At 71.9% G+C, this 19,131-nt stretch carries 14 protein-coding genes and 1 riboswitch; of the genes, 10 read left to right on the top strand and 4 right to left on the bottom strand.

Features of this window, described 5'->3' with window-relative positions; genetic code table 11:
- Positions 1 to 123 precede the first annotated feature (123 nt).
- The 5 genes from ACWC9T_RS22865 (at position 124) to ACWC9T_RS22845 (ending at position 4,903) form a co-directional block, all read left to right on the top strand.
- On the top strand, positions 124 to 915 hold the full coding sequence (locus tag ACWC9T_RS22865) for a GntR family transcriptional regulator (RefSeq protein WP_449822894.1): 792 nt from the start codon (positions 124 to 126) through the stop codon (positions 913 to 915).
- 405 nt (positions 916 to 1,320) lie between these two features.
- Positions 1,321 to 1,584, top strand: coding sequence for a DUF3311 domain-containing protein (locus ACWC9T_RS22860; protein ID WP_449822893.1), 264 nt, complete (start codon positions 1,321 to 1,323; stop codon positions 1,582 to 1,584).
- Positions 1,581 to 3,191, top strand: coding sequence for a monocarboxylate uptake permease MctP (mctP, locus tag ACWC9T_RS22855; RefSeq protein WP_449822892.1), 1,611 nt, complete (start codon positions 1,581 to 1,583; stop codon positions 3,189 to 3,191). Before ACWC9T_RS22860 ends, mctP begins: the two co-directional genes overlap by 4 nt.
- 155 nt (positions 3,192 to 3,346) lie before the next feature.
- Entirely contained in the window at positions 3,347 to 4,144 is a 798-nt protein-coding gene (locus ACWC9T_RS22850) for a histidine phosphatase family protein (protein ID WP_449822891.1), read from the top strand.
- A gap of 264 nt (positions 4,145 to 4,408) precedes the next feature.
- On the top strand, positions 4,409 to 4,903 hold the full coding sequence (locus ACWC9T_RS22845; RefSeq protein ID WP_449822890.1) for a GNAT family N-acetyltransferase: 495 nt from the start codon (positions 4,409 to 4,411) through the stop codon (positions 4,901 to 4,903).
- A gap of 37 nt (positions 4,904 to 4,940) precedes the next feature.
- On the opposite strand, the gene ACWC9T_RS22840 is transcribed toward ACWC9T_RS22845, so the two are convergent.
- The 3 genes from ACWC9T_RS22840 to ACWC9T_RS22830 all read right to left on the bottom strand — a co-directional run bounded on the left by ACWC9T_RS22840 (position 4,941) and on the right by ACWC9T_RS22830 (position 9,402).
- Positions 4,941 to 6,635 (bottom strand): ArnT family glycosyltransferase, encoded by a 1,695-nt coding sequence (locus ACWC9T_RS22840; RefSeq protein WP_449822889.1) that lies wholly within the window; start codon positions 6,633 to 6,635, stop codon positions 4,941 to 4,943.
- A gap of 159 nt (positions 6,636 to 6,794) precedes the next feature.
- The gene (locus ACWC9T_RS22835) at positions 6,795 to 7,805 is read right to left on the bottom strand and encodes a LamG domain-containing protein (RefSeq protein WP_449822888.1); all 1,011 of its coding nucleotides are present in this window, start codon (positions 7,803 to 7,805) and stop codon (positions 6,795 to 6,797) included.
- Between the two features lie 379 nt (positions 7,806 to 8,184).
- Positions 8,185 to 9,402, bottom strand: coding sequence for a ricin-type beta-trefoil lectin domain protein (locus ACWC9T_RS22830; RefSeq protein ID WP_449822887.1), 1,218 nt, complete (start codon positions 9,400 to 9,402; stop codon positions 8,185 to 8,187).
- Between the two features lie 435 nt (positions 9,403 to 9,837).
- Between ACWC9T_RS22830 and ACWC9T_RS22825 the strand changes: the two genes are divergently transcribed.
- The 5 genes from ACWC9T_RS22825 to ACWC9T_RS22805 all read left to right on the top strand — a co-directional run bounded on the left by ACWC9T_RS22825 (position 9,838) and on the right by ACWC9T_RS22805 (position 17,873).
- The gene (locus ACWC9T_RS22825) at positions 9,838 to 11,256 is read left to right on the top strand and encodes a glycosyltransferase family 2 protein (RefSeq protein WP_449822920.1); all 1,419 of its coding nucleotides are present in this window, start codon (positions 9,838 to 9,840) and stop codon (positions 11,254 to 11,256) included.
- Positions 11,257 to 11,261: 5 nt separating this feature from the next.
- Positions 11,262 to 12,335, top strand: coding sequence for a glycoside hydrolase family 26 protein (locus ACWC9T_RS22820; RefSeq protein WP_449822886.1), 1,074 nt, complete (start codon positions 11,262 to 11,264; stop codon positions 12,333 to 12,335).
- Complete coding sequence (locus tag ACWC9T_RS22815) at positions 12,335 to 14,053, top strand: glycosyltransferase family 39 protein (protein ID WP_449822885.1); 1,719 nt, start codon at positions 12,335 to 12,337, stop codon at positions 14,051 to 14,053. Before ACWC9T_RS22820 ends, ACWC9T_RS22815 begins: the two co-directional genes overlap by 1 nt.
- Positions 14,054 to 14,094: 41 nt before the next feature.
- Positions 14,095 to 14,257, top strand: a riboswitch (cobalamin riboswitch).
- Between the two features lie 194 nt (positions 14,258 to 14,451).
- The gene (locus ACWC9T_RS22810; protein WP_449822919.1) at positions 14,452 to 16,857 is read left to right on the top strand and encodes a ribonucleoside-diphosphate reductase subunit alpha; all 2,406 of its coding nucleotides are present in this window, start codon (positions 14,452 to 14,454) and stop codon (positions 16,855 to 16,857) included.
- On the top strand, positions 16,857 to 17,873 hold the full coding sequence (locus tag ACWC9T_RS22805) for a ribonucleotide-diphosphate reductase subunit beta (protein ID WP_449822884.1): 1,017 nt from the start codon (positions 16,857 to 16,859) through the stop codon (positions 17,871 to 17,873). The genes ACWC9T_RS22810 and ACWC9T_RS22805 overlap by 1 nt, the downstream gene beginning before the upstream one ends.
- A gap of 3 nt (positions 17,874 to 17,876) precedes the next feature.
- On the opposite strand, the gene ACWC9T_RS22800 is transcribed toward ACWC9T_RS22805, so the two are convergent.
- Positions 17,877 to 19,049: a protein-L-isoaspartate O-methyltransferase family protein gene (locus ACWC9T_RS22800; protein WP_449822883.1), complete on the bottom strand. Its 1,173-nt coding sequence runs from the start codon at positions 19,047 to 19,049 to the stop codon at positions 17,877 to 17,879.
- Positions 19,050 to 19,131 lie beyond the last annotated feature (82 nt).

Genomic DNA, 19,131 nt, shown 5'->3' with positions numbered 1-19,131 from the left:
ACACCGCACATCGTTCATCGCGTGATGAGGTATTCGTTCCGTTGCCATACATGCAACGATGTGACCCGTTAACGATGTGGCGGGGCTGTAAAGGGCCCCGCGAGAAGCGGGAGAACAGGTCCGATGAGCAGCGACGGGGGAACCACCGCCCAGGCCGACGACCCCGAGGTGAAGAACCTCCCGACGCAGGCCGGCGCCGACCCGACCGCGCGCGTCCCCAAGTACTACGGCCTCAAGCGCCACCTCCTCCAGCTGACCGAGACCCAGCCCGCCGGCACCCCGGTCCCGCCCGAGCGGGCGCTCGCCGCCCAGTTCGACACCTCGCGCACCACCGTGCGCCAGGCCCTGCAGGAGCTGGTGGTCGAGGGCCGGCTGGAGCGCATCCAGGGCAAGGGCACCTTCGTGGCCAAGCCCAAGGTCGCCCAGGCCCTGCAACTGACCTCCTACACCGAGGACATGCGCGCCCAGGGCCTGGAGCCCACCTCCCGGCTGATCGAGATCGGCTACATCACCGCCGACGACCGGCTCGCCCCGCTGCTGGACATCAAGCCCGGCGGCCGGGTGCTGCGGATCGAGCGGCTGCGGCTGGCCAACGGCGACCCGATGGCCATCGAGGTCGCCCACCTGTCCGCCAAGCGCTTCCCCGCCCTGCGGCGCAACCTCGCCAAGCACAACTCGCTGTACGCGGCGCTGCGCGAGGTGTACGGGATCACCGTGGCCGAGGCCGAGGAGACCATCGAGACCACCCTGGCCAACCCGCGCGAGGCCGGACTGCTCGGCTCCGACCTCGGCCTGCCGATGCTCCAGCTGTCCCGGCACTCCTTCGACGCCGAGGGCAACCCGGTCGAGTGGGTCCGCTCGATCTACCGCGGCGACCGCTACAAGTTCATCACCCGGCTGAAGCGCCCGGAGTAGCCGTCCGGGGTGCACCCCGGGGTACTCCTCGGGAGTACTCCTCCAGGGGTACTCCTCCGGGAGCGATCGCACTCCCCCTTTCGGGCCCCTTCGCACCACGGGCACCGGCGCACGCGACCCGCGCGCCGGTGCCCGTTCGCGTCACGGCGGCGACGGACTTCGGTCGACCGCGTCCGGCTGGTGGGAAGTTCCGTCATTTCCGGTGACACGGATCACCCCATGCCCTAGATTGCGCAGCCGTACTGACTGCTGATCACCGATGGTGCTGCTCGGCGGGCTCACGGGGGTGTGCGGCGTCCCCGGGGGCTGCGGCGCCGACGGGGATAACCCTCCGGAGCGGAGCCGAAGATGCCGTCTGACCAAGCACCCACCGAAGCTTCTGATCCCGATCACATCGGAGATGTGGTGCCCGAGCCAGCCGGGAGGCCCGTCCCGGCGGTGACCCCCGAGCGGGTGCTGGCCGGGCTCGCCCTGCTCGTGCCGATCGTCTCGATGCTCTGGGTGTCCTCGTACGACAAGCCCGACCCGGCGGTGGCCGGGATGCCGTTCTTCTACTGGTACCAGTTGCTCTGGGTGCCGGTGTCGGCGGTCTTCACCGTCGCCGCCTACCTGCTGATCAACCGGGACGAGAAGGCCCGCAAGGCGGCCCGGACGGGCGGTGCGCGATGAAGGACGTCAACGTGCCGGCCCTCGTGGTCTTCGTCCTCTTCTTCGCCCTGGTCACCGTGATGGGCTTCCTCGCCTCGCGCTGGCGCCGCGCGGACAACGCGGCCCACCTGGACGAGTGGGGCCTGGGCGGTCGCAGCTTCGGGACCTGGGTGACCTGGTTCCTGCTCGGCGGCGACCTCTACACCGCGTACACCTTCGTGGCGGTCCCGGCGGCGGTGTACGCGACCGGCGCGGCGGGCTTCTTCGCGGTGCCGTACACGATCATCGCCTACCCGCTGGTCTTCCTGTTCCTGCCCCGGCTCTGGTCGGTCTCCCGGGTGCACGGCTACGTGACCCCGGCCGACTTCGTCCGCGGCCGGTACGGCTCGCGGCCGCTGTCCCTGGTCGTCGCGCTGACCGGCATCCTGGCCACCATGCCGTACATCGCCCTGCAGCTGGTCGGCATCCAGGCGGTGCTGGACGTACTCGGCGTCGGCGGCGGGGAGAACGCCAACTGGTTCGTCAAGGACCTGCCGCTGTTCATCGCCTTCGGTGTGCTGGCCGCCTACACCTACTCCTCCGGCCTGCGCGCCCCGGCACTGATCGCCTTCGTCAAGGACGCCCTGGTCTACATCGTGATCATCGTGGCGGTGATCTACATCCCGATCCGCCTCGGCGGCTACGGGCACGTCTTCGACGTGGCCACGGAGCACTTCAGGCAGGTCAAGACCGGCTCGATGACCATCCCGGACAACAAGCAGTGGACGTACGCGACGCTCGGCCTCGGCTCGGCGATGGCGCTGTTCATGTACCCCCACTCGGTGACCGGCGTGCTGGCCTCCAAGTCCCGCAACACCGTGCGCCGCAACATGGCGATCATGCCCGCGTACTCGCTGATGCTCGGCCTGCTGGCGCTGCTCGGCTTCATGGCCGTCGCGGCCGGCGTCGGCAGCGGCGTCAAGGGCTTCAACTCCCAGCTCTCGGTGCCGCAGCTGTTCGCGAACATGTTCCCGGACTGGTTCACCGGCGTGGCCTTCGCCGCGATCGGGATCGGCGCGCTGGTACCGGCCGCCATCATGTCCATCGCGGCGGCCAACCTGTTCACCCGCAACGTCTACAAGGAGTGGCTCAAGCCCGCCGCCACCCCCGCCGACGAGACCCGCACCGCCAAGCTGGTCTCGCTGCTGGTCAAGGTCGGCGCGCTGGTCTTCGTGCTCGGCATGGACAAGCAGGCCGCGATCAACCTCCAGCTGCTGGGCGGCCTGTGGATCCTGCAGACCTTCGTGGCCATCGTCGGCGGCCTGTTCACCCGCTGGTTCCACCACTGGGCGCTGTTCGCCGGCTGGGCGGCCGGCATGGTCTACGGCACCTGGAAGGCGTACGGGATCGCCAGCCCGGCCACCAAGCACTTCGGCGGTAACGCGGCCGAGATCCCCGGCATCGGCGAGATCGGCTACATCGGCCTGACCGCCTTCGCGCTCAACCTGATCGTGGCGGTGGCGCTCACCCTGGTGCTGCGGGCGGTCAAGGCGCCGGACGGCCCGGACGAGACCAAGCCGTCCGACTACAGCGCCGAGGCCGGCGACGAAGAGCCGAAGAACGCGCCGGAGCCCGTAGCGGCGCACTGATTGCCGCTGCGCGCGCCCTGTGATCGCGCCGCCTTCTCCGTGAACACTGGAGAAGGCGGCGCGATCATATGCATGAACAGGCGTGCACGCCGGGCACCACCAGACCGGACCGGCAACCGGCCGGAACCTGATCGACCCACGGGGAGCTCGCGGCCATGGCAGAACTCGGCACCACCCTCAACGGCCAGTACAAGTCCGCCCAGCACCAGTCCACCCTGACCCCGGTCGGGGCGAACGGCTCGCCGGCCACCCGGCTGCCGTCCGTGCTAATCGCCACCCGGCACGGCGAGTCCACCGCCAACGTCGAGTTCCAGCTCGCCGAGGCCGTCGGCGCCCTCAGCGTCCCGATCAGCTGCCGCGACGCCGACATCCCGCTGTCGCTGCGCGGCCAGCAGCAGGCCCAGGCGCTCGGCCGCTGGTGGGCCGCCCTGCCCAGCGCCGACCGCCCGCGCAGCGTCTGGTGCTCGCCGTACGCGCGCACCGCCGAGACCGCCCGGATCGCGCTCGCCCAGGCCGCCGGGCTCGGCGCCGTCCCCGTCACGCTGGCCGTCCGCTACGACGAGCGGCTGCGCGACCGCGAGCTCGGCGTCCTGGAGATGCTGCCGAAGGCCGCCATCGAGGCCAAGCACCCGGAGGAGGCGGCCCGGCGGCGCAAGATGGGCGAGCTCTACTACCGCCCGCCCGGCGGCGAGTCCTGGGCCGACGTCGCGCTGCGGATGCGCAGCCTGCTGCGGGACGTCTGCGAGGAGGAGGCCGGACGGCCCGTCCTGCTGGTCGCCCACGACTGCACGGTGCTGATGCTCCGTTACGCGCTGGACCGGCTCACCGAGCAGCAGCTCACCGCGCTCGGACCGGTGCACAACTGCTCCACCAGCCTCTGGCGGGCCCAGGAGGGGCGGCTGCGGCCGGACCGCTGGAACACCGTCGACCACCTGGCCGCCGACACCGACTGACGGCCGGCCGGGATCAGCAGGAGTCGGCGAAGCAGCGCCGGTAGGCCAGCGGCGTGGTGCCCAGCCGACGCCCGAAGGGGTGCCGCAGCGCCGCCGCGTTGCCGAAGCCGCAGCGCGCGGCGATCGCGTCCACCGGCTCGGTGGTGGACTCCAGCGGCCGCTGGCGTCCCTCCGCCGACCCGGCCCCCTCCCGGTACCCCTCGCCCCGGGACCCCTGCGAACCCCCCGGATCAGCACCCCGCACGGCTCCGGCACACTGGCCCGATGGACTTCCTCATCCGCCAGGCCCTCCCGTGCGACCTCGAAGACGCCGGCCGGGTCACCGTCGAGGCCTTCGTCGGCGACGGCTACACCAGGCCCACGAGCAGCTACGTCGAGCTGCTGCGCGACGCCGAACGCCGCTCCCGGGAGGCCGAACTCCTGGTCGCCGTCGACGCGGCCGACGAACGGGTCCTCGGCTGCGTGACCTTGGCCGTCGGCGGCACCGAATGGGCCGACATCGCCACCCCGAGCGAGGGCGAGATCCGGATGCTCGCCACCGCCGCCGCCTCCCGCGGCCGCGGCGTCGGCGAGGCGCTGGTGCGCGCCGCCGTCACCCGCAGCCGCGAACTCGGCCTGACCGGCATGGCCTTCTCCACCCGCCCCGAGATGACCGCCGCCCACCGGGTCTACGAGCGCATCGGCTTCCTGCGTACCCCCGGGCGCGACTGGGCGCCGTACCCGGGGATGGAGCTGATGGTCTACACCATGGCGTTCTGAACCACCGCACCTCGGACTACGGCGCCCTGAGCACCGGTCACGGCCGCTTGTCGTACCCGGGGGCCACGTAGACGGTGTAGCGGCCGTGCTCGCCGCTCTTCACCACGGTGGCCACCCGGTACCCGGCGGCCTTCAGCGTCGGCTGGACCGCCTTGTCGGTGGCGCCGGTCTGGGTGAAGTCCAGGACCACCACCTTCCACTCGTGCGCCTCGATCCCGGCCTGGATGGCGGGCACCCCGTTCTGCATCTGGCCGGTGGCCGGGTCCCGGCGGAACACCGCCACCAGGTCGTGCCACTGCTGCCAGTTGCTCTGCTTGCGCAGGTAGTAGGCGGGGACGTTGTAGTTCTCGACCAGGTAGCGGTCGTCGCCCTTGACGATGTACGGCTCCAGCGCGGCGACGAACTCCTTCGAGTTCGACCACTCGCCGAACATCTCCCGGCCCTGGGCCGCGCCCGCCCAGGCCAGCGGGCCCACCACCAGCGCCGCGGCCACGATCCCGGCCGTGACGTGGAAGCGGCCCCTCAGCCACAGCACCGTGCGGGCCAGGATCGCGCCCACCACGATGCACGAGAACCAGGCGCCGAAGTCCACGTGCTTCTGCAGCGACAGCCAGGTGTGGATGCGGACCTGGTTCACCGGCGCCAACAGACCGGCCACCAGCAGCACCAGGGCCAGCCAGAACTCCGTCCAGGCCGCGCCGCCGCGACGGCGCGCCCGCACCAGTTGAGCCAGCACCCCGAGCAGCGCCACCACCAGCAGCGGGCCGACCCAGCGGGCGGCCTCCCCGGCCACGTAGGAGTAGGCGTCATGGCCCGGGGCGCGCTGGAGCGTGGTGTGGTTGAAGCCGTCGACGTACCGCTGACCGGCCGCCAGGGCCGCCGCGCCGACCGCCACCGCGAAGGTCAGCAGCACCAGCAGCCCGCGCCGCCAGCGCGCCCAGGAGCGCGCCGAGCCGCCCGTCCCGGCCAGCACCGCGATGCCGCACACCACCGGCACCCACAGCAGCGCCGCGTACTTGGTCGCACCGGCCAGGGCCAGCAACAGCCCGGAGCCCACCAGGCTCGGGTACCCGCCGCCGGTGGTCAGCCGCACCGCCAGGTAACCGGCCCAGGCGAGGATCGCCAGCGCCATGGCGTCGTAGGTGGCCAGGCCGCCCAGGAACTGCGTCGGGCCGAGCGCGGCGAAGGCCGCCGCCGCGCAGAAGGCCGCGAGCGAGCCGTGCAGCCGCCGGGTGGCCAGGTGGACGGCCACGGTCGCGGAGAGCATGAACGCCAGACTGAGCAACCGGGCGCCGTTCAGCCCGCCGACGAAGTCCGCCAGGGCGACGACCACCGGATAGATCAGCGGGGAGCCGGAGAAGAAGGTCTCGTACGTCGACACCGCAGTGCCGTGCCGCAGGTGCGCGATCTCCTGGTACCCGGAGTAGATGTAGGTGCCCTCGTCGATGAAAGCGGTGTTGCTGACGATCAGGTGGTACGAGAGCGCGCCCTGGACCAGCAGCACCGCCAGCAGCGGCAGCCAGTCCGCCCGCAGCGCCGGCCGGGGCGGCTGCGGCACCCGCGGCAGTCCGGGCTTGCGGCGCCGCCGGTCGGTCGGGGACGGCGGCGGCACCACCGCGCCCGCACGGTCGCGCTCGCCCAGCGCCACGCCCCCGCCCGGGCGGGCCCCGGCGGGGCCCAGGACGGGCTTGCGGGTGGACTCGGGCCGGATCCAGCGACCGTCCGCGCTCATCAGTACCGCTCCTATCTGGGGCTCTGCATCCGGATGCGCCACAGGGCGCGACACGCTCCGGGGCGTGCGCCAGCCGCCCCGCACTGCCGTGGCGGTGCGGGGCGGCGGCTTGACGTTCTCGGGCCGGACGGGCTCCGGGGCGGTCGGCCCCGGGCCGGCTCAGCCGTTGAGCCAGGCGCCGGTCGGCGGGACCGACGGCGGCGAGCTCGGGCCCGCCACGATCTTGACGATGTCGGCCTCCGGCAGCACCTGGTCCCAGGTCTGGATGTCGGCCACCGCGCCGTGCCAGGGGTCGGACCACTGCCCGTTCGAGCTCAGCCGCCCGACCTGCAGGGTGTTGTTGCCGGACGGCTGCACCCCGGCCGACTTGGCCGAGGACTGCGGGGCGCCGTTGACGTACAGGGTGAGCGTTTGCGACGGGTCGTCGTACACCCCGGTCAGCAGCACCCACTGGTTGACCGTCGCGTCGGCCTTGGACCAGGCGATCGCCGAACCGCCGCCCGGGATCTGGACCTTGAAGTACCACTGGTCGTGCCCGTTGTTGTTCGCCCGGCCCAGCGAGTAGGCGTAGTACTGGCCGTCGCCCTGGCTGATCGCGCTGCGGTTGCCGTCGGGCTTGTCGACCAGCACCCGCGCGGAGACGGTGAAGCTCTTGCTCACGTCGACTACCTGGCCGGAGGTCGAGGCGAAGGAGTCCGGGCCGCTGGGCAGCTTGAGGACCTGTCCGGAGAAGCCGCTCATCGTCCCCGGCTTGGCGTCGGCGCCAAGGTTCAGCTCCGGGCCCTTCTTGGCCGGCAGGGTGCCGACGGTCGGCGGGCTGGTGATGCCCTTGACCGGCGGGGCGCTGCTCGCGGAGGAGGACGGGCCGTTCGAGGCGGAGCTGCTCGCCGAGACGACGGGGCCCGGCTTCTTGCCGCTGTCCTTCTTGTACAGCCAGAAACCCGCGCCGGCGCCGGCCACGACCACCACGGCGGTCACCGCGCCGATCAGCTTGAGCCGACGCCCGCGCTTGGCCGCCTTCTCGTTCTGCTCGGCCAGCGCCTCCCAGTCCGGCGTTCCGGACGAGGAGGCCGGCGGCGCAAAGCCGGGCTGCTGCTGCCACTGCGGCGCGGGCTGCGGCGGCTGGGCGGCGGCGGGCTGCGCCTGCTGCGGGAAGGGCTGCGGCGCCACCGGGCCAGGCTGCACCGGCTGCGGCGCCACCGGCCCGGGCTGCACCGGGGCGGCTCCGCCCGGCTGCGGCACCGGGGGCACCGGCTGCGACGACGAACGGGGCGCCATCTGCTGGGGTGGCTGGGCAGGCGCACCGGGCGGCGGCCCGAAGCCGGTCGCGGGGCCGAACGCACCGCTCGGAGACTGCGGTGGCACACCGGTGGCCGGAGCGGGCCCCCCGGCCGGTGCCTGCTGCGGTGGCGGGTAGGGCTGGCCCGGCTCGCCACTCGGTACCGGTCGATCGCTCATGGCCGGAATGCTAGGGCATCAGCCCGGCCACGCCCATGGCGGGTGCGCGGACGAAGCGTCAGTGCTGTCAAGGGGCGAGGAGCAGCCCGCCTCACGAGACCCCGTTGTACGGGATCCTCCAGCGCTGGGAGACCACGTCCGCGCACGGGCGCAGCTGCGCCGCCGTCCCGTCCGCGAGCGCGCCGCCCGCAGTGCCCAGGCACAACCCCGAGTCCTGGTGCGTCAGCTGCCCCCCGGCGGTGGGCACCCAGCGCTGCCCGGATCCGCCCGTGCACCCGGCGAGCGTGACCGAGGTCCGGTCGGCGCCCGGCGCCAGGCAGGCCGCTCCCCCGCGCAGCGATCCGTCGTTGCCCACTGTCCAGCTGGTCGACGAGCCCAGGTCGCCACAGGCCCCGACGGTCACCGGGGCGCCAGCCGGCCCGCCGCCGCCGTGCCGCAGGCAGATCCCGGGCGCCCCGGCCGGGATCTCGCCGACCGGCAGCCCGACCCGGTTGTGGAAGGCGAACGACTCGCTGCGCAGGCCGGTGCCGCCACTCCACACCTCGAAGCCGGCCTGCACCCGGCACAGGTAGGAGCCCTTGGGGACGTACCCGCGGGCCATCGCGTCGGCGGTGAACAGCCGCAGGTTGAGGCCCCGGGTGGTGTGGGTCGGCGTGGTGCGCACATAGCTGATCACACTGTGCGGGCTGGTGATCGGCGCCTGGAACACGTTGTACGCGGCGTCCCCGAACGGCTGGGCGTCGGCGACCTTGTCCCCGGCCGGGCGCACGTTGTCGGTGGCGTCCAGCCACACCATCAACTCGGCGCTCTCCCCCGGCAGGCAGTTGTCCGGGCTGGAGCCGTACCAGAGGTCGAAGGACAGGTTGAAGGAGCCGCTCACCCGGCCGTTGGCGTCCCAGTCGGCGGTCGCGTCGCCGAGCGCGCTGACCGGCACCGGCAGCCCGCTCGCGCCGGGGGCGGTGGAGACATTGGGGTAGGCGCCCGGGGCCAGCGGGTTCTTGGGGACGAAGTCGCGGATCTGGGACACCGTGAAGCCGGTCTCGCCCACCGGGTCCACGCAGACCGTGCCCGCCGTGTTCCACGGATTCGGTTCGAGGATCTTCGAGCCGCCGTCCAACGCCAGTTTGGGGAAGGGGTTCTGCGGGGTCGAGCACTGGCTCGCCGCCGCCGACGCGGTGGCGGTCGGCGGCTGCTCCACCGCCCCGACCTCGCCGCTGCACCCGGCCAGCAGCGCGGCGACCACGCCGAACGCGGCGACCGCCCACAGCCTGCGCACCGCGCGCCCGGCCCCACCGACCTCGATGTTCATCACGCTTCCCCGAACCGTCCTCGCCCCCTGGGCGGACAACCGTACACAAGTGCTCCGCCGGCACTCCGGTTCACATCACGATCGGAACTCGATATCGGTTCCGGACGGCTGACGGAGAGGGGGGAGCGAATTCACAACGATGGGTCCCGTACGATCCTGGCGTCCCCCCGCAGCCCGACCGGGCAACGGCCGGCCCGCGGGGAGGGTTCAGATCGGTACGGCTTCGGGGGAGTAGAGCACGTGACTGTCACCGAGAGCGCGCGACTCGCGGGCAGCGGTCAACCACCCGTCTCACGACGCCGGAGCCGGCGCGACCCGGCCGCCCGCAACCAGTGGGGCCTGCTCCCCCAGCCGCCGGACAACACCGAGAAGTACCTGTACGCGCACACCCACCTGTGGGTGCTGACCTGCTTCTCCCTGATCAGCTTCGCCTGCATGGTGGCCAGCGAGATCGGTCTGCTCAGCGCGACGCCGTGGTTCTTCGTCTTCGTCCCGCCGCTCGCCTTCACCGTCGTGTACTACCTGATCTCCCGGTGGGTGCACGGCTTCAACGAGACCTTCGACATCGCCGCGCACCGCGCGCTGGTCAAGTCCTGGCAGCCCGAGCGCTATCCGACCGTCGACATCTTCCTGCCCGTCGCCGGCGAGCCGATCGAGGTCCTGCACAACACCTGGACCCACGTCGCCCGGCTGCGCGACCAGTACCCGGGCGAGGTCACCCCGTACGTCCTCGACGACAGCAACAGCCCCCAGCTCGCGCAGATGGCCGTCGACTTCGAATTCGTCTACGGCACCCGCGACAAGCTCGGCTGGTTCAAGAAGGCCGGGAACCTGCAGTTCGGCTTCCGCAATTCCGACAGCGACTACATCCTCATCCTGGACGCCGACTTCGCGCCCCGGCCGGACCTGCTGGACGAGATGCTCCCCTACATGGAGGCCAACCCCCGCCTCGGCATCGTCCAGTCCCCGCAGTTCTTCCGCATCCTCGACTCGCAGAACTGGATCGAGCGCGGCGCGGGCGCCGTCCAGGAGCTGTTCTACCGGACCGTCCAGGTCTCCCGGCAGCGCAACGACGGTGCCATCTGCGTGGGCAGCTGCGCGATATACCGGCGGGCCGCCCTGGAGGAGAACGGCGGCACCACGCTGATCGGCCACTCCGAGGACGTGCACACCGGATTCGACCTGCGCCGCCTCGGCTGGGACCTGCAGTACATACCCGTCGCCCTGGCCACCGGCGTCTGCCCCGACAACGTCGGCGGCTTCTTCAACCAGCAGTACCGCTGGTGCACCGGCTCCATGAGCCTGCTCGGCAGCCGGAAGTTCTGGCAGACCAAGCTGCGGCCGGTCACCCGTGCCTGCTACCTGTCCGGGTTCTTCTACTACATCCACACGGCGCTGTTCACCATCGTCTCGCCGCTCGTCCCGATCATCCTGCTGCTCGCCCGGCCCGACCTGGTCCGCTGGCAGAACACCGCGCTGGTGCTGCCCGGCCTGATCTACGCGACGGTCATCTTCCCGCTCTGGCACCGCAACCCCTACCGGCTGGAGGCCTGGGCCGCCCGCATGATGTACGGCTGGGCGCACGTCTTCGCCATCTGGGACATCGTGCGCCGCAACCGGATGGCCTGGCAGCCGACCGGCTCCAGCGGTGCCAAGAAGAACAAGACCCGCAGGTTCTGGCTCGGCGTGATCGTCTGGGGCGGCGGGACCGCCCTGCTCTGGGTGGGGGCGAGCATCTGGCGGATGCTCACCATGGGCCCGCTGAACTTCGCCCTCGTCCTGGCCTCCGGTCTCTTCTACGCCACCATCGTCGGCCGGGTCCTCGTCCAGCCGCGCCCCACGGAAGCAGTGTGATCACCATGTCCGCCCATCCCCGACGGGCCGGCCTGCCCCGTCGTCGGCTGGCGCTCCCGCTGCTGACCGCCGCCCTGCTGCTCGCCACCGGCTGCGGCCCCGCGGACCCGGGCTTCGCGCTGCAGGAGGACATGGCCCAGCCCGCGCCGACCGCCACCGCCAGCGGTCCCGGCGCGCCCGCCCCGAGCGCCCCCGCCAAGCCCAAGGCCCTGCCCGCCGGCGTCCCGTACGACATCACCCCGCTGCTCAAGCCGAGCCGCAAGTACCTCGGCGCCGCCCTGACCGGCGTGCCCGCCTCGATGGACGCGCTGCCCGGCTACACCTCCGCGGTCGGCAAGCAGCCCAACGTCCTGGAGTACTACGCCCATTGGAAGGGCGGCTTCGACACCGCCGGCGTGCGCCGGATCTACGAGGCCGGGGCACTGCCCTTCATGGCCTGGGAGCCGTACGACCACTCGCTCGCCTCGATCGCGGCCGGCGACACCGACGACTACGTGCGCGGCGTGGCCAAGGCGGTGGCCAAGCTCAACCTGCCCATCGCCATCAGCATCGCGCACGAGATGAACGGCGACTGGTACCCGTGGGGTCGCAAGACCGCCAGCGCCCAGGACTTCGTCGCGGCCTGGCGCCACGTCCACGACATCTTCGACCAGGCCGGCGCGACCAGCGTGATCTGGGTCTGGAGCCCCAACATCACCGTGCCCGCGCCCAACACCCGCCTCGCGCCGTACTACCCCGGCGACAACTACGTCGACTGGGCTGGCATGACCGGCTACTTCACCAACGACGGCCCCAAGACCTTCGAGGCCCTGTACGGCCCGACCATGGCCGAGATCCGCACCTTCTGCAAGAAGCCCTTCTTCATCAGCGAGACCGCCACCGAGCAGGGCAGGCACCAGCAGGCCTTCGTCGACCAGCTGTTCTCCGGGATGGATGCGCACGACGACATCGTCGGCTTCATCTGGTTCAACATGATCAAGCGGGCGGACTGGCGGGTCGAGACCGTTCCGGACACCCTCGCCGTCTTCAAAAAGCGCGTGTCCGCCCCCCGCTACGGCTTCGACATCCGGAACCCATGATGAGTACAGAGCCCGAGTTCTCCGCGTTCTCCCGCGCGCCGAAGACCCCCGCCCGGCAGGCACCCGACGCCGAGGCGCCGGAGGCGGACGTGCCCGCGCCCCGCCGGGCCCCGACCACCGACGCGCCCGTGGCCGTGGCCGTGGCCGTGCCCGTGGCCGTGGACAACCCCGATGCCGTCGAGCTGGCCCCGTACACCATCCCGCAGGTCCCCGCGATCGGCTGGGACCCGGCCTCCAGCCCCCGGCGCCGCTGGATCGCCCGCGGCCTGCTCGGCGCCGTCCTGGGCGTCCAGACCGCGCTCTCCCTGCGCCTGCTAGCCGCCGCGCACCCCGACGAGGCCGCCGCCATGGTCGCCGGCCGCCAGCAGCTCGCCCACCTCCTGCACGGCACCCCGGTCACCACCAACCTGCTCGACCGCGTCCCCGGCTCGCCCTGGCTGTACCCGCCGCTGGCCGGCGCCGCCGCGAACGCCGGCGGCATCTGGGGCACCCGGCTGCTCAGCCTCGGCTTCGCGCTGCTCACGACGGTGCTGCTGTACTCGCTGACCCGACGGCTCTTCAACGAACGGGTCGCCATCTGCGGCATAGCCGCCTACGCCGTGCTGCAGTCCACCGTCGTGGTCGGCTTCTACGGCGCCCCCGAGTCCCTCGCCGTCCTGCTGGTCGCCCTCGCGGCCTGGACCACGGTGTTCACCGCCCGGCGCTCCCCGGCCCTGGTCCTGCTGGCCGCCCCGGCCGCCGCACTGGCCTGTGCCGTCGCCTACTCGGCGGCCTTCGCCGTCCCCGCCCTGGTCCTGCTGGCCCTGGCCTGCGCCTGGCCCCACCGCCGGCCCGGCCCGGCCGCCCTGCGCGCCCTGCTGCTGGCCGCCGGCACCGCCCTCCTGCTGCTGCCCTACGGCCTGCTGGGGAAGGTCGTCCACTGGTCCCCCTCGCGCGGCAACGCCCCCGGCTCGACCGGCTCCGTCCTGCTCGGCACCGTCCAGTGGGGCGGCCTGTTCACCCTCCTCGCGGTGGCCGGCACGGTCGCGTACGCCCGCCGCGAGCAGATGAGCGAACACGAGTCGCCCGAGCACGACGGCGCCGCCACCACCCGCGCCCAGCGCGCCCTGCTCGGCACCGTGCTGACCGCCACCGCGCTGCTGATCCCGGCCGTCCACCTGTGGACCGGCACCTCCGGGGCGCTGTTCCGCCACCTCGGCTACGGCATGCTGCTCGCCGCCCCGCTCGCGGGCCTCGGCCTCACCCGGCTGGTCGGTGCCCACTTCCGCCACCCCCAGCTGGGCATCCTGGTCTGGGTCGCGCTGCTGGCCCTCGGCATGGAACAGTCCGCCCTGCGCTACCAGAACGGGCCCGACTCCGGCCGCCTGCTGGCCGTCCTGCGGGCGCACGCCGTCCCCCAGGGCCATTACCTCACCGAGGTCGACGGCCTCGCCGAGTACTACCTGGGCAGCGTCAGCAAACCCGAGCAGTGGGTCTCGGCGCGGGCCGGGACGGACTACCGCGACGGCGCCGGAGTGCAGCACCACGGCGAGGACGGCAGCACGGCCGCGATCCGGGACGGCTGGTTCACCGTGGTCGTCCTCGACAGCACCGCCCCGGAGGCCACCGACCGGGCCCTGAGCGCCGCCCTGACCGCCAGCGGGCAGTACCGGCTGATCGCCCAGTTCACCTCCCCGACCGGTGATTCGAGTACGTACAAGGTGTACCTGAAGCACTGACAGCCCGCCGAAACCGCTGGCGTCCGCGACACAACAGGCACAACATATGGTGCCGCCTCAGTCCCTCGGCACTACATGTATGCTCACTCCTGCTGTCGATGCAGGGGAACCCGGTGGGAGTCCGGGACTGCCCCGCAGCGGTGTGCGGGCGGCTCCAGCAGCCGTGCCCGCGAGTCCGAGTACCTGCCGAACAGCGTGCGCCACGGCCCTCCCGCAGAGGCCGCGCCAGCACGAGCAGTACCCCTCCGGGCCTCGCGGGCGGGCCGGGGAGACACCGTCGCGCGACGCGTTCTGCGTTCGCGCCGTGCTCCCCTGCCCGGATCGGCCCGGCGCCACCCGATCACCGCCGCCGATCGCCGCCAGGAGAGAGCGCCTTGACCACCGCTGCCTCAGCCACCCTGCCCGCCCAGGGCTCCGGTACCGCCTTCACCGACCCGACGGTCTCCGACCCCGGAGGCGCGCTGCTGCGGCTGCTCACCGACCGCAGCGCCGACCTCACCGAGGTCGACCCCGGCCATGTCGCCGCCGCCGCGCTGCGCGGCCGCCACGCGGGCTCGGACTTCGCCGAGCTGCGCGGGCTGGCCGTGGACGCCGCCGCGTCGATGATCGCCGAGGACCCCCAGTACTCGAAGCTGGCGGCCCGCCTGCTCGCCCTGGAGATCGTCGACGAGGCGAACAGCCAGGGCTCGGTCTCCTTCTCCGCCTCGATCGCCGTCGGCCACGCCGAGGGCCTGATCGGCGACACCACCGCGGCCTTCGTCGCCAAGCACGCCGCCGCCCTGGACGCGCTGATCGACGCCACCGGCGACGACCGCTTCGAGTACTTCGGCCTGCGCACCGTCCAGTCCCGCTACCTGCTGCGCCACCCGATCACCCGCAAGGTGATCGAGACCCCGCAGCACTTCCTGCTCCGCGTCGCCTGCGGCCTGGCGGTCGGCGACTCCGAGCAGTCGGTGCGCGAGGTGGCCGAGCTGTACGGCCTGATGAGCCGCCTGGAGTACCTGACCTCCTCGCCGACGCTCTTCAACTCCGGCACCCGGCACCCGCAGATGTCGAGCTGCTACCTGCTCGACTCCCCGCTGGACAACCTGGACTCGATCTACAACCGCTACGCGCAGATCGCCCGCCTGTCCAAGCACGCCGGCGGCATCGGCCTGTCCTACTCGCGCATCCGCTCGCGCGGCAGCCTGATCCGCGGCACCAACGGCAAGTCCAACGGCATCGTCCCGTTCCTGCGCACCCTCGACTCCTCGGTCGCCGCGGTCAACCAGGGCGGCCGCCGCAAGGGCGCGGCCTGCGTCTACCTGGAGACCTGGCACGCCGACATCGAGGAGTTCCTGGAGCTGCGCGACAACACCGGCGAGGAGGCGCGCCGCACCCACAACCTCAACCTGGCGCACTGGATCCCGGACGAGTTCATGCGCCGGGTCAACGCCAACCAGGACTGGTCGCTGTTCTCCCCCGCCGACGTCCCCGAGCTGGTCGACCTGTGGGGCGCCGAGTTCGACGAGGCCTACCGCAAGGCCGAGCTGGCCGGCAAGGCCGTGCGCACCATCCCGGCGCAGACCCTGTACGCCCGCATGATGCGCACCCTGGCGCAGACCGGCAACGGCTGGATGACCTTCAAGGACGCCTCCAACCGCGCCGCCAACCAGACCGCGCTGCCGGGCCGCACGGTGCACTCCTCCAACCTGTGCACCGAGATCCTGGAGGTCACGGACGACTCCGAGACCGCCGTCTGCAACCTGGGGTCGGTCAACCTCGGCGCGCACGTGGCCGACGGGGCTTCGGTCGAGGACCTGCTCGGTGCGATGGACTGGGAGCGGCTGGACGCCACCGTCCGCACCGCCGTCACCTTCCTCGACCGCGTGGTGGACATCAACTTCTACCCGACCACCGAGGCCGGCACCTCCAACTCCCGCTGGCGCCCGGTCGGCCTGGGCGTGATGGGCCTGCAGGACGTCTTCTTCAAGCTGCGGATCGACTTCGACTCGGCGGAGGCGAAGCAGCTGTCGACGCTGATCGCCGAGCGCATCATGCTCACCGCCTACGAGCGCTCCGCCGACCTGGCCGAGCAGCTGGGCCGCCACGAGGCGTACGGCGAGACCCGCGCCGCCCGCGGCGAGCTGCACATCGACCACTTCCCGACGGCCGCCCCGCAGTGGGCCGACCGCTGGACGGCGCTGCGCGCCCGCATCGCCGTCACCGGCCTGCGCAACTCGCTGCTGCTCGCGATCGCCCCGACCGCGACCATCGCGTCCATCGCCGGCGTGTACGAGTGCATCGAGCCGCAGGTGTCCAACCTGTTCAAGCGCGAGACCCTGAGCGGGGAGTTCCTCCAGGTCAACCCGTACCTGGTGCGCGAGCTCAAGGAGCTCGGCGTCTGGGACCAGCAGACCCGCGACGCCCTGCGCGACGCCAACGGCTCCGTCCAGGAGTTCAACTGGCTGCCCGCCGAAGTCCGTTCGCTGTACCGCACCGCCTGGGAGCTGCCGCAGCGCGCGCTGATCGACCTGGCCGCGGCCCGTATGCCGTACCTGGACCAGAGCCAGTCGCTGAACCTGTTCATGGCGGCGCCGACCATCGGCAAGCTCAGCTCGATGTACGCCTACGCGTGGAAGGTCGGTCTGAAGACCACCTACTACCTGCGCTCGCGCCCGGCCACCCGCATCGCCCAGGCCGCCTCCGGTGCTGCGCGCGCCGCCGCGCCCGTGCCGGTGAACACCCCCGCCCTCACCCCGGAGCAGGAAGCCGCCATCGCCTGCTCCCTGGAGAACCCCGAGTCCTGCGAGGCCTGCCAGTAATGACTGCCGACGACCGCAAGATGCTGCTCGACCCCGGCTTCGAGCTGACCCTGCGCCCGATGCGCTACCCGTCGTTCTACGACCGGTACCGGGACGCGATCAAGAACACCTGGACCGTCGAGGAGGTGGACCTGCACTCGGACGTCGCCGACCTGGCGAAGCTCAGCGAGGGCGAGCGCCACCTGATCGGCCGCCTGGTCGCCTTCTTCGCGACGGGCGACTCGATCGTCGCCAACAACGTGGTGCTGAGCCTCTACAAGCACATCAACTCCCCGGAGGCGCGGCTGTACCTGAGCCGTCAGCTGTTCGAGGAGGCCGTGCACGTCCAGTTCTACCTGACGCTGCTGGACACCTACCTGCCCGACCCGGAGGACCGCGCGGCTGCCTTTGCCGCCGTGGAGAACATCCCCTCCATCGCGCAGAAGGCCAAGTTCTGCTTCAAGTACATGAACGCGGTCGACCACATCGAGTCGCTGCAGACGAAGGAGGATCGGCGGGCTTTCCTGCTGAACCTGATCTGCTTCGCGGCCTGTGTCGAGGGCCTGTTCTTCTACGGCGCGTTCGCGTACGTGTACTGGTTCCGGAGCCGGGGTCTGCTGCACGGTCTCGCGACCGGCACCAACTGGGTGTTCCGCGACGAGTCCATGCACATGGACTTCGCGATGTCGGTGGTCGACACCGTGCGCGAGGAGGAGCCCGACCTCTTCGACGAGGAGATGGCCAAGCAGGTCACGGAGATGCTGGAGGAGGCCGTCGAGGCCGAGCTCCAGTTCGCCCAGGACCTGTGCGGCGACGGCCTGGCCGGCATGAACACCGACTCGATGCGCCAGTACCTGGAGGCTGTCGCCGACCAGCGCCTGGCCCGCCTCGGCATGCCGATCCGCTACGGGTCGACCAACCCGTTCGGCTTCATGGAGCTGCAGAACGTCCAGGAGCTGACCAACTTCTTCGAGCGCCGGGTCTCCGCGTACCAGGTCGCCGTCGAGGGTTCGGTCTCCTTCGACGACGACTTCTAGGAGTCAGAGCCCTGGCAGAGGGGGAGCGCCGCTCGGCGCTCCCCCTCTGTCGGTGACGGGCCAGCGGGGGCCGTCCTGATCGCGCAGCCACGCCGACTGGCGCTCCGGTACGACGGTGATTCCGTAGTCGTACGGCGTCGGCCGGCCGTGCGACTCCCACTGTGACCAGGCGGTCAGCACCTCGTCGCCGATGCGGCGCGGGCCGCCCTGGTGCAGTACGGCACTGCCGTCGCCACGCGCGGACAGGGCCGCCCACGAGGCGTTGCCGTCGTGGATCCAGGCGTTGACTCCGTCCTCGTCCCGGCCGGTCATCACGACGGCGTCCGGAACGGCGACCCGCACCGCGAAGCGCAGGTCCCAGTTGTCGGCTAGCGGGGCGAGGTCGCGCTCGGTGATCCGCTCGGAGTCAGGGCCGCCGGTACCGCGCACCTTCGCGTAGCCAGCCGAGGCCGGGAGCGGGCCGGACCGGTCGGCCATGAACTGGCCGAGGCCCTGTACCCAACCGCTGGCACTTCGCCCGTCGGCTGCCACCGTGAGTGCCACGTGCCCGAGCCGTCCCCACGGGTAGACGATCCGACCGCCCGGCCTGGCGGCTTCGATCCATTCGTACGGAACGGCCTCGACGGCGTAGGTCGCGTGGATCCGATCGAACGGGCCGCCGGGCGGCACAGTGCTGGTGCCGTTGCCGACGAGCAACTCGGCATCGACCCCGACGGCGGCGAGCCGTCGGCGCGCGAGCACGGCGAGGTCTTCGTCGATCTCGGTGGAGACGACCAGTCCGGGCCCGGCACGCCAAGCGGCAAGAGCGCAGCTCCACCCCTGCCCGGTGCCGATGTCCCACACGGTGTGACCGGGTTCCAGCACCAGGCTGTCCAGCATGTCCGCCACCACGGCGGGTGCTGAGAGGCTGGACGACGGAAGTCCGTCGGCGACCTGGGTGACCGCCGCGTCGTCCGGGCCCGCGTACACCTCGTCCGCCCACCCGGCCGGGTCAGTCGTACGGTCGAGCGGCACGTAGGAGTGGCCGCCCCACCGCCACAGCCGATCCGGCGCGAACGCGTCGCGAGGCAGCGCGGCCATGGCTTCGCGCACCCAGGGTGCGGAGGGCGGCCACGCCCCACGCTCCTCCATCGCCGCGTCCATCTGCTTGCGGCGGCCCACCAGGTCATCGGTCACTTCTTGTGCTTTCCGTCGCTCGGCGGCGGAGGCGGCACCTGCCCATCGGCGTTGCCCGGCGGCGGGTTCCCCTGCCCCGGGT

The organism is Kitasatospora sp. NPDC001159 (assembly GCF_053598235.1).
The sequence above is the reverse complement of the archived record's forward strand: the minus strand, read 5'-3'. Positions and strand labels throughout refer to the sequence as shown.

Bases quoted from the DNA above. Each gene is read 5' to 3' on its own strand.
- ACWC9T_RS22865 (WP_449822894.1), top strand. From the start codon at position 124: ATGAGCAGCGACGGGGGAACCACCGCCCAGGCCGACGACCCCGAGGTG.
- mctP (WP_449822892.1), top strand. From the start codon at position 1,581: ATGAAGGACGTCAACGTGCCGGCCCTCGTGGTCTTCGTCCTCTTCTTC.
- ACWC9T_RS22850 (WP_449822891.1), top strand. From the start codon at position 3,347: ATGGCAGAACTCGGCACCACCCTCAACGGCCAGTACAAGTCCGCCCAG.
- ACWC9T_RS22845 (WP_449822890.1), top strand. From the start codon at position 4,409: ATGGACTTCCTCATCCGCCAGGCCCTCCCGTGCGACCTCGAAGACGCC.
- ACWC9T_RS22840 (WP_449822889.1), bottom strand. From the start codon at position 6,635: ATGAGCGCGGACGGTCGCTGGATCCGGCCCGAGTCCACCCGCAAGCCC.
- ACWC9T_RS22830 (WP_449822887.1), bottom strand. From the start codon at position 9,402: ATGAACATCGAGGTCGGTGGGGCCGGGCGCGCGGTGCGCAGGCTGTGG.
- ACWC9T_RS22825 (WP_449822920.1), top strand. From the start codon at position 9,838: ATGGTGGCCAGCGAGATCGGTCTGCTCAGCGCGACGCCGTGGTTCTTC.
- ACWC9T_RS22820 (WP_449822886.1), top strand. From the start codon at position 11,262: ATGTCCGCCCATCCCCGACGGGCCGGCCTGCCCCGTCGTCGGCTGGCG.
- ACWC9T_RS22815 (WP_449822885.1), top strand. From the start codon at position 12,335: ATGAGTACAGAGCCCGAGTTCTCCGCGTTCTCCCGCGCGCCGAAGACC.
- ACWC9T_RS22805 (WP_449822884.1), top strand. From the start codon at position 16,857: ATGACTGCCGACGACCGCAAGATGCTGCTCGACCCCGGCTTCGAGCTG.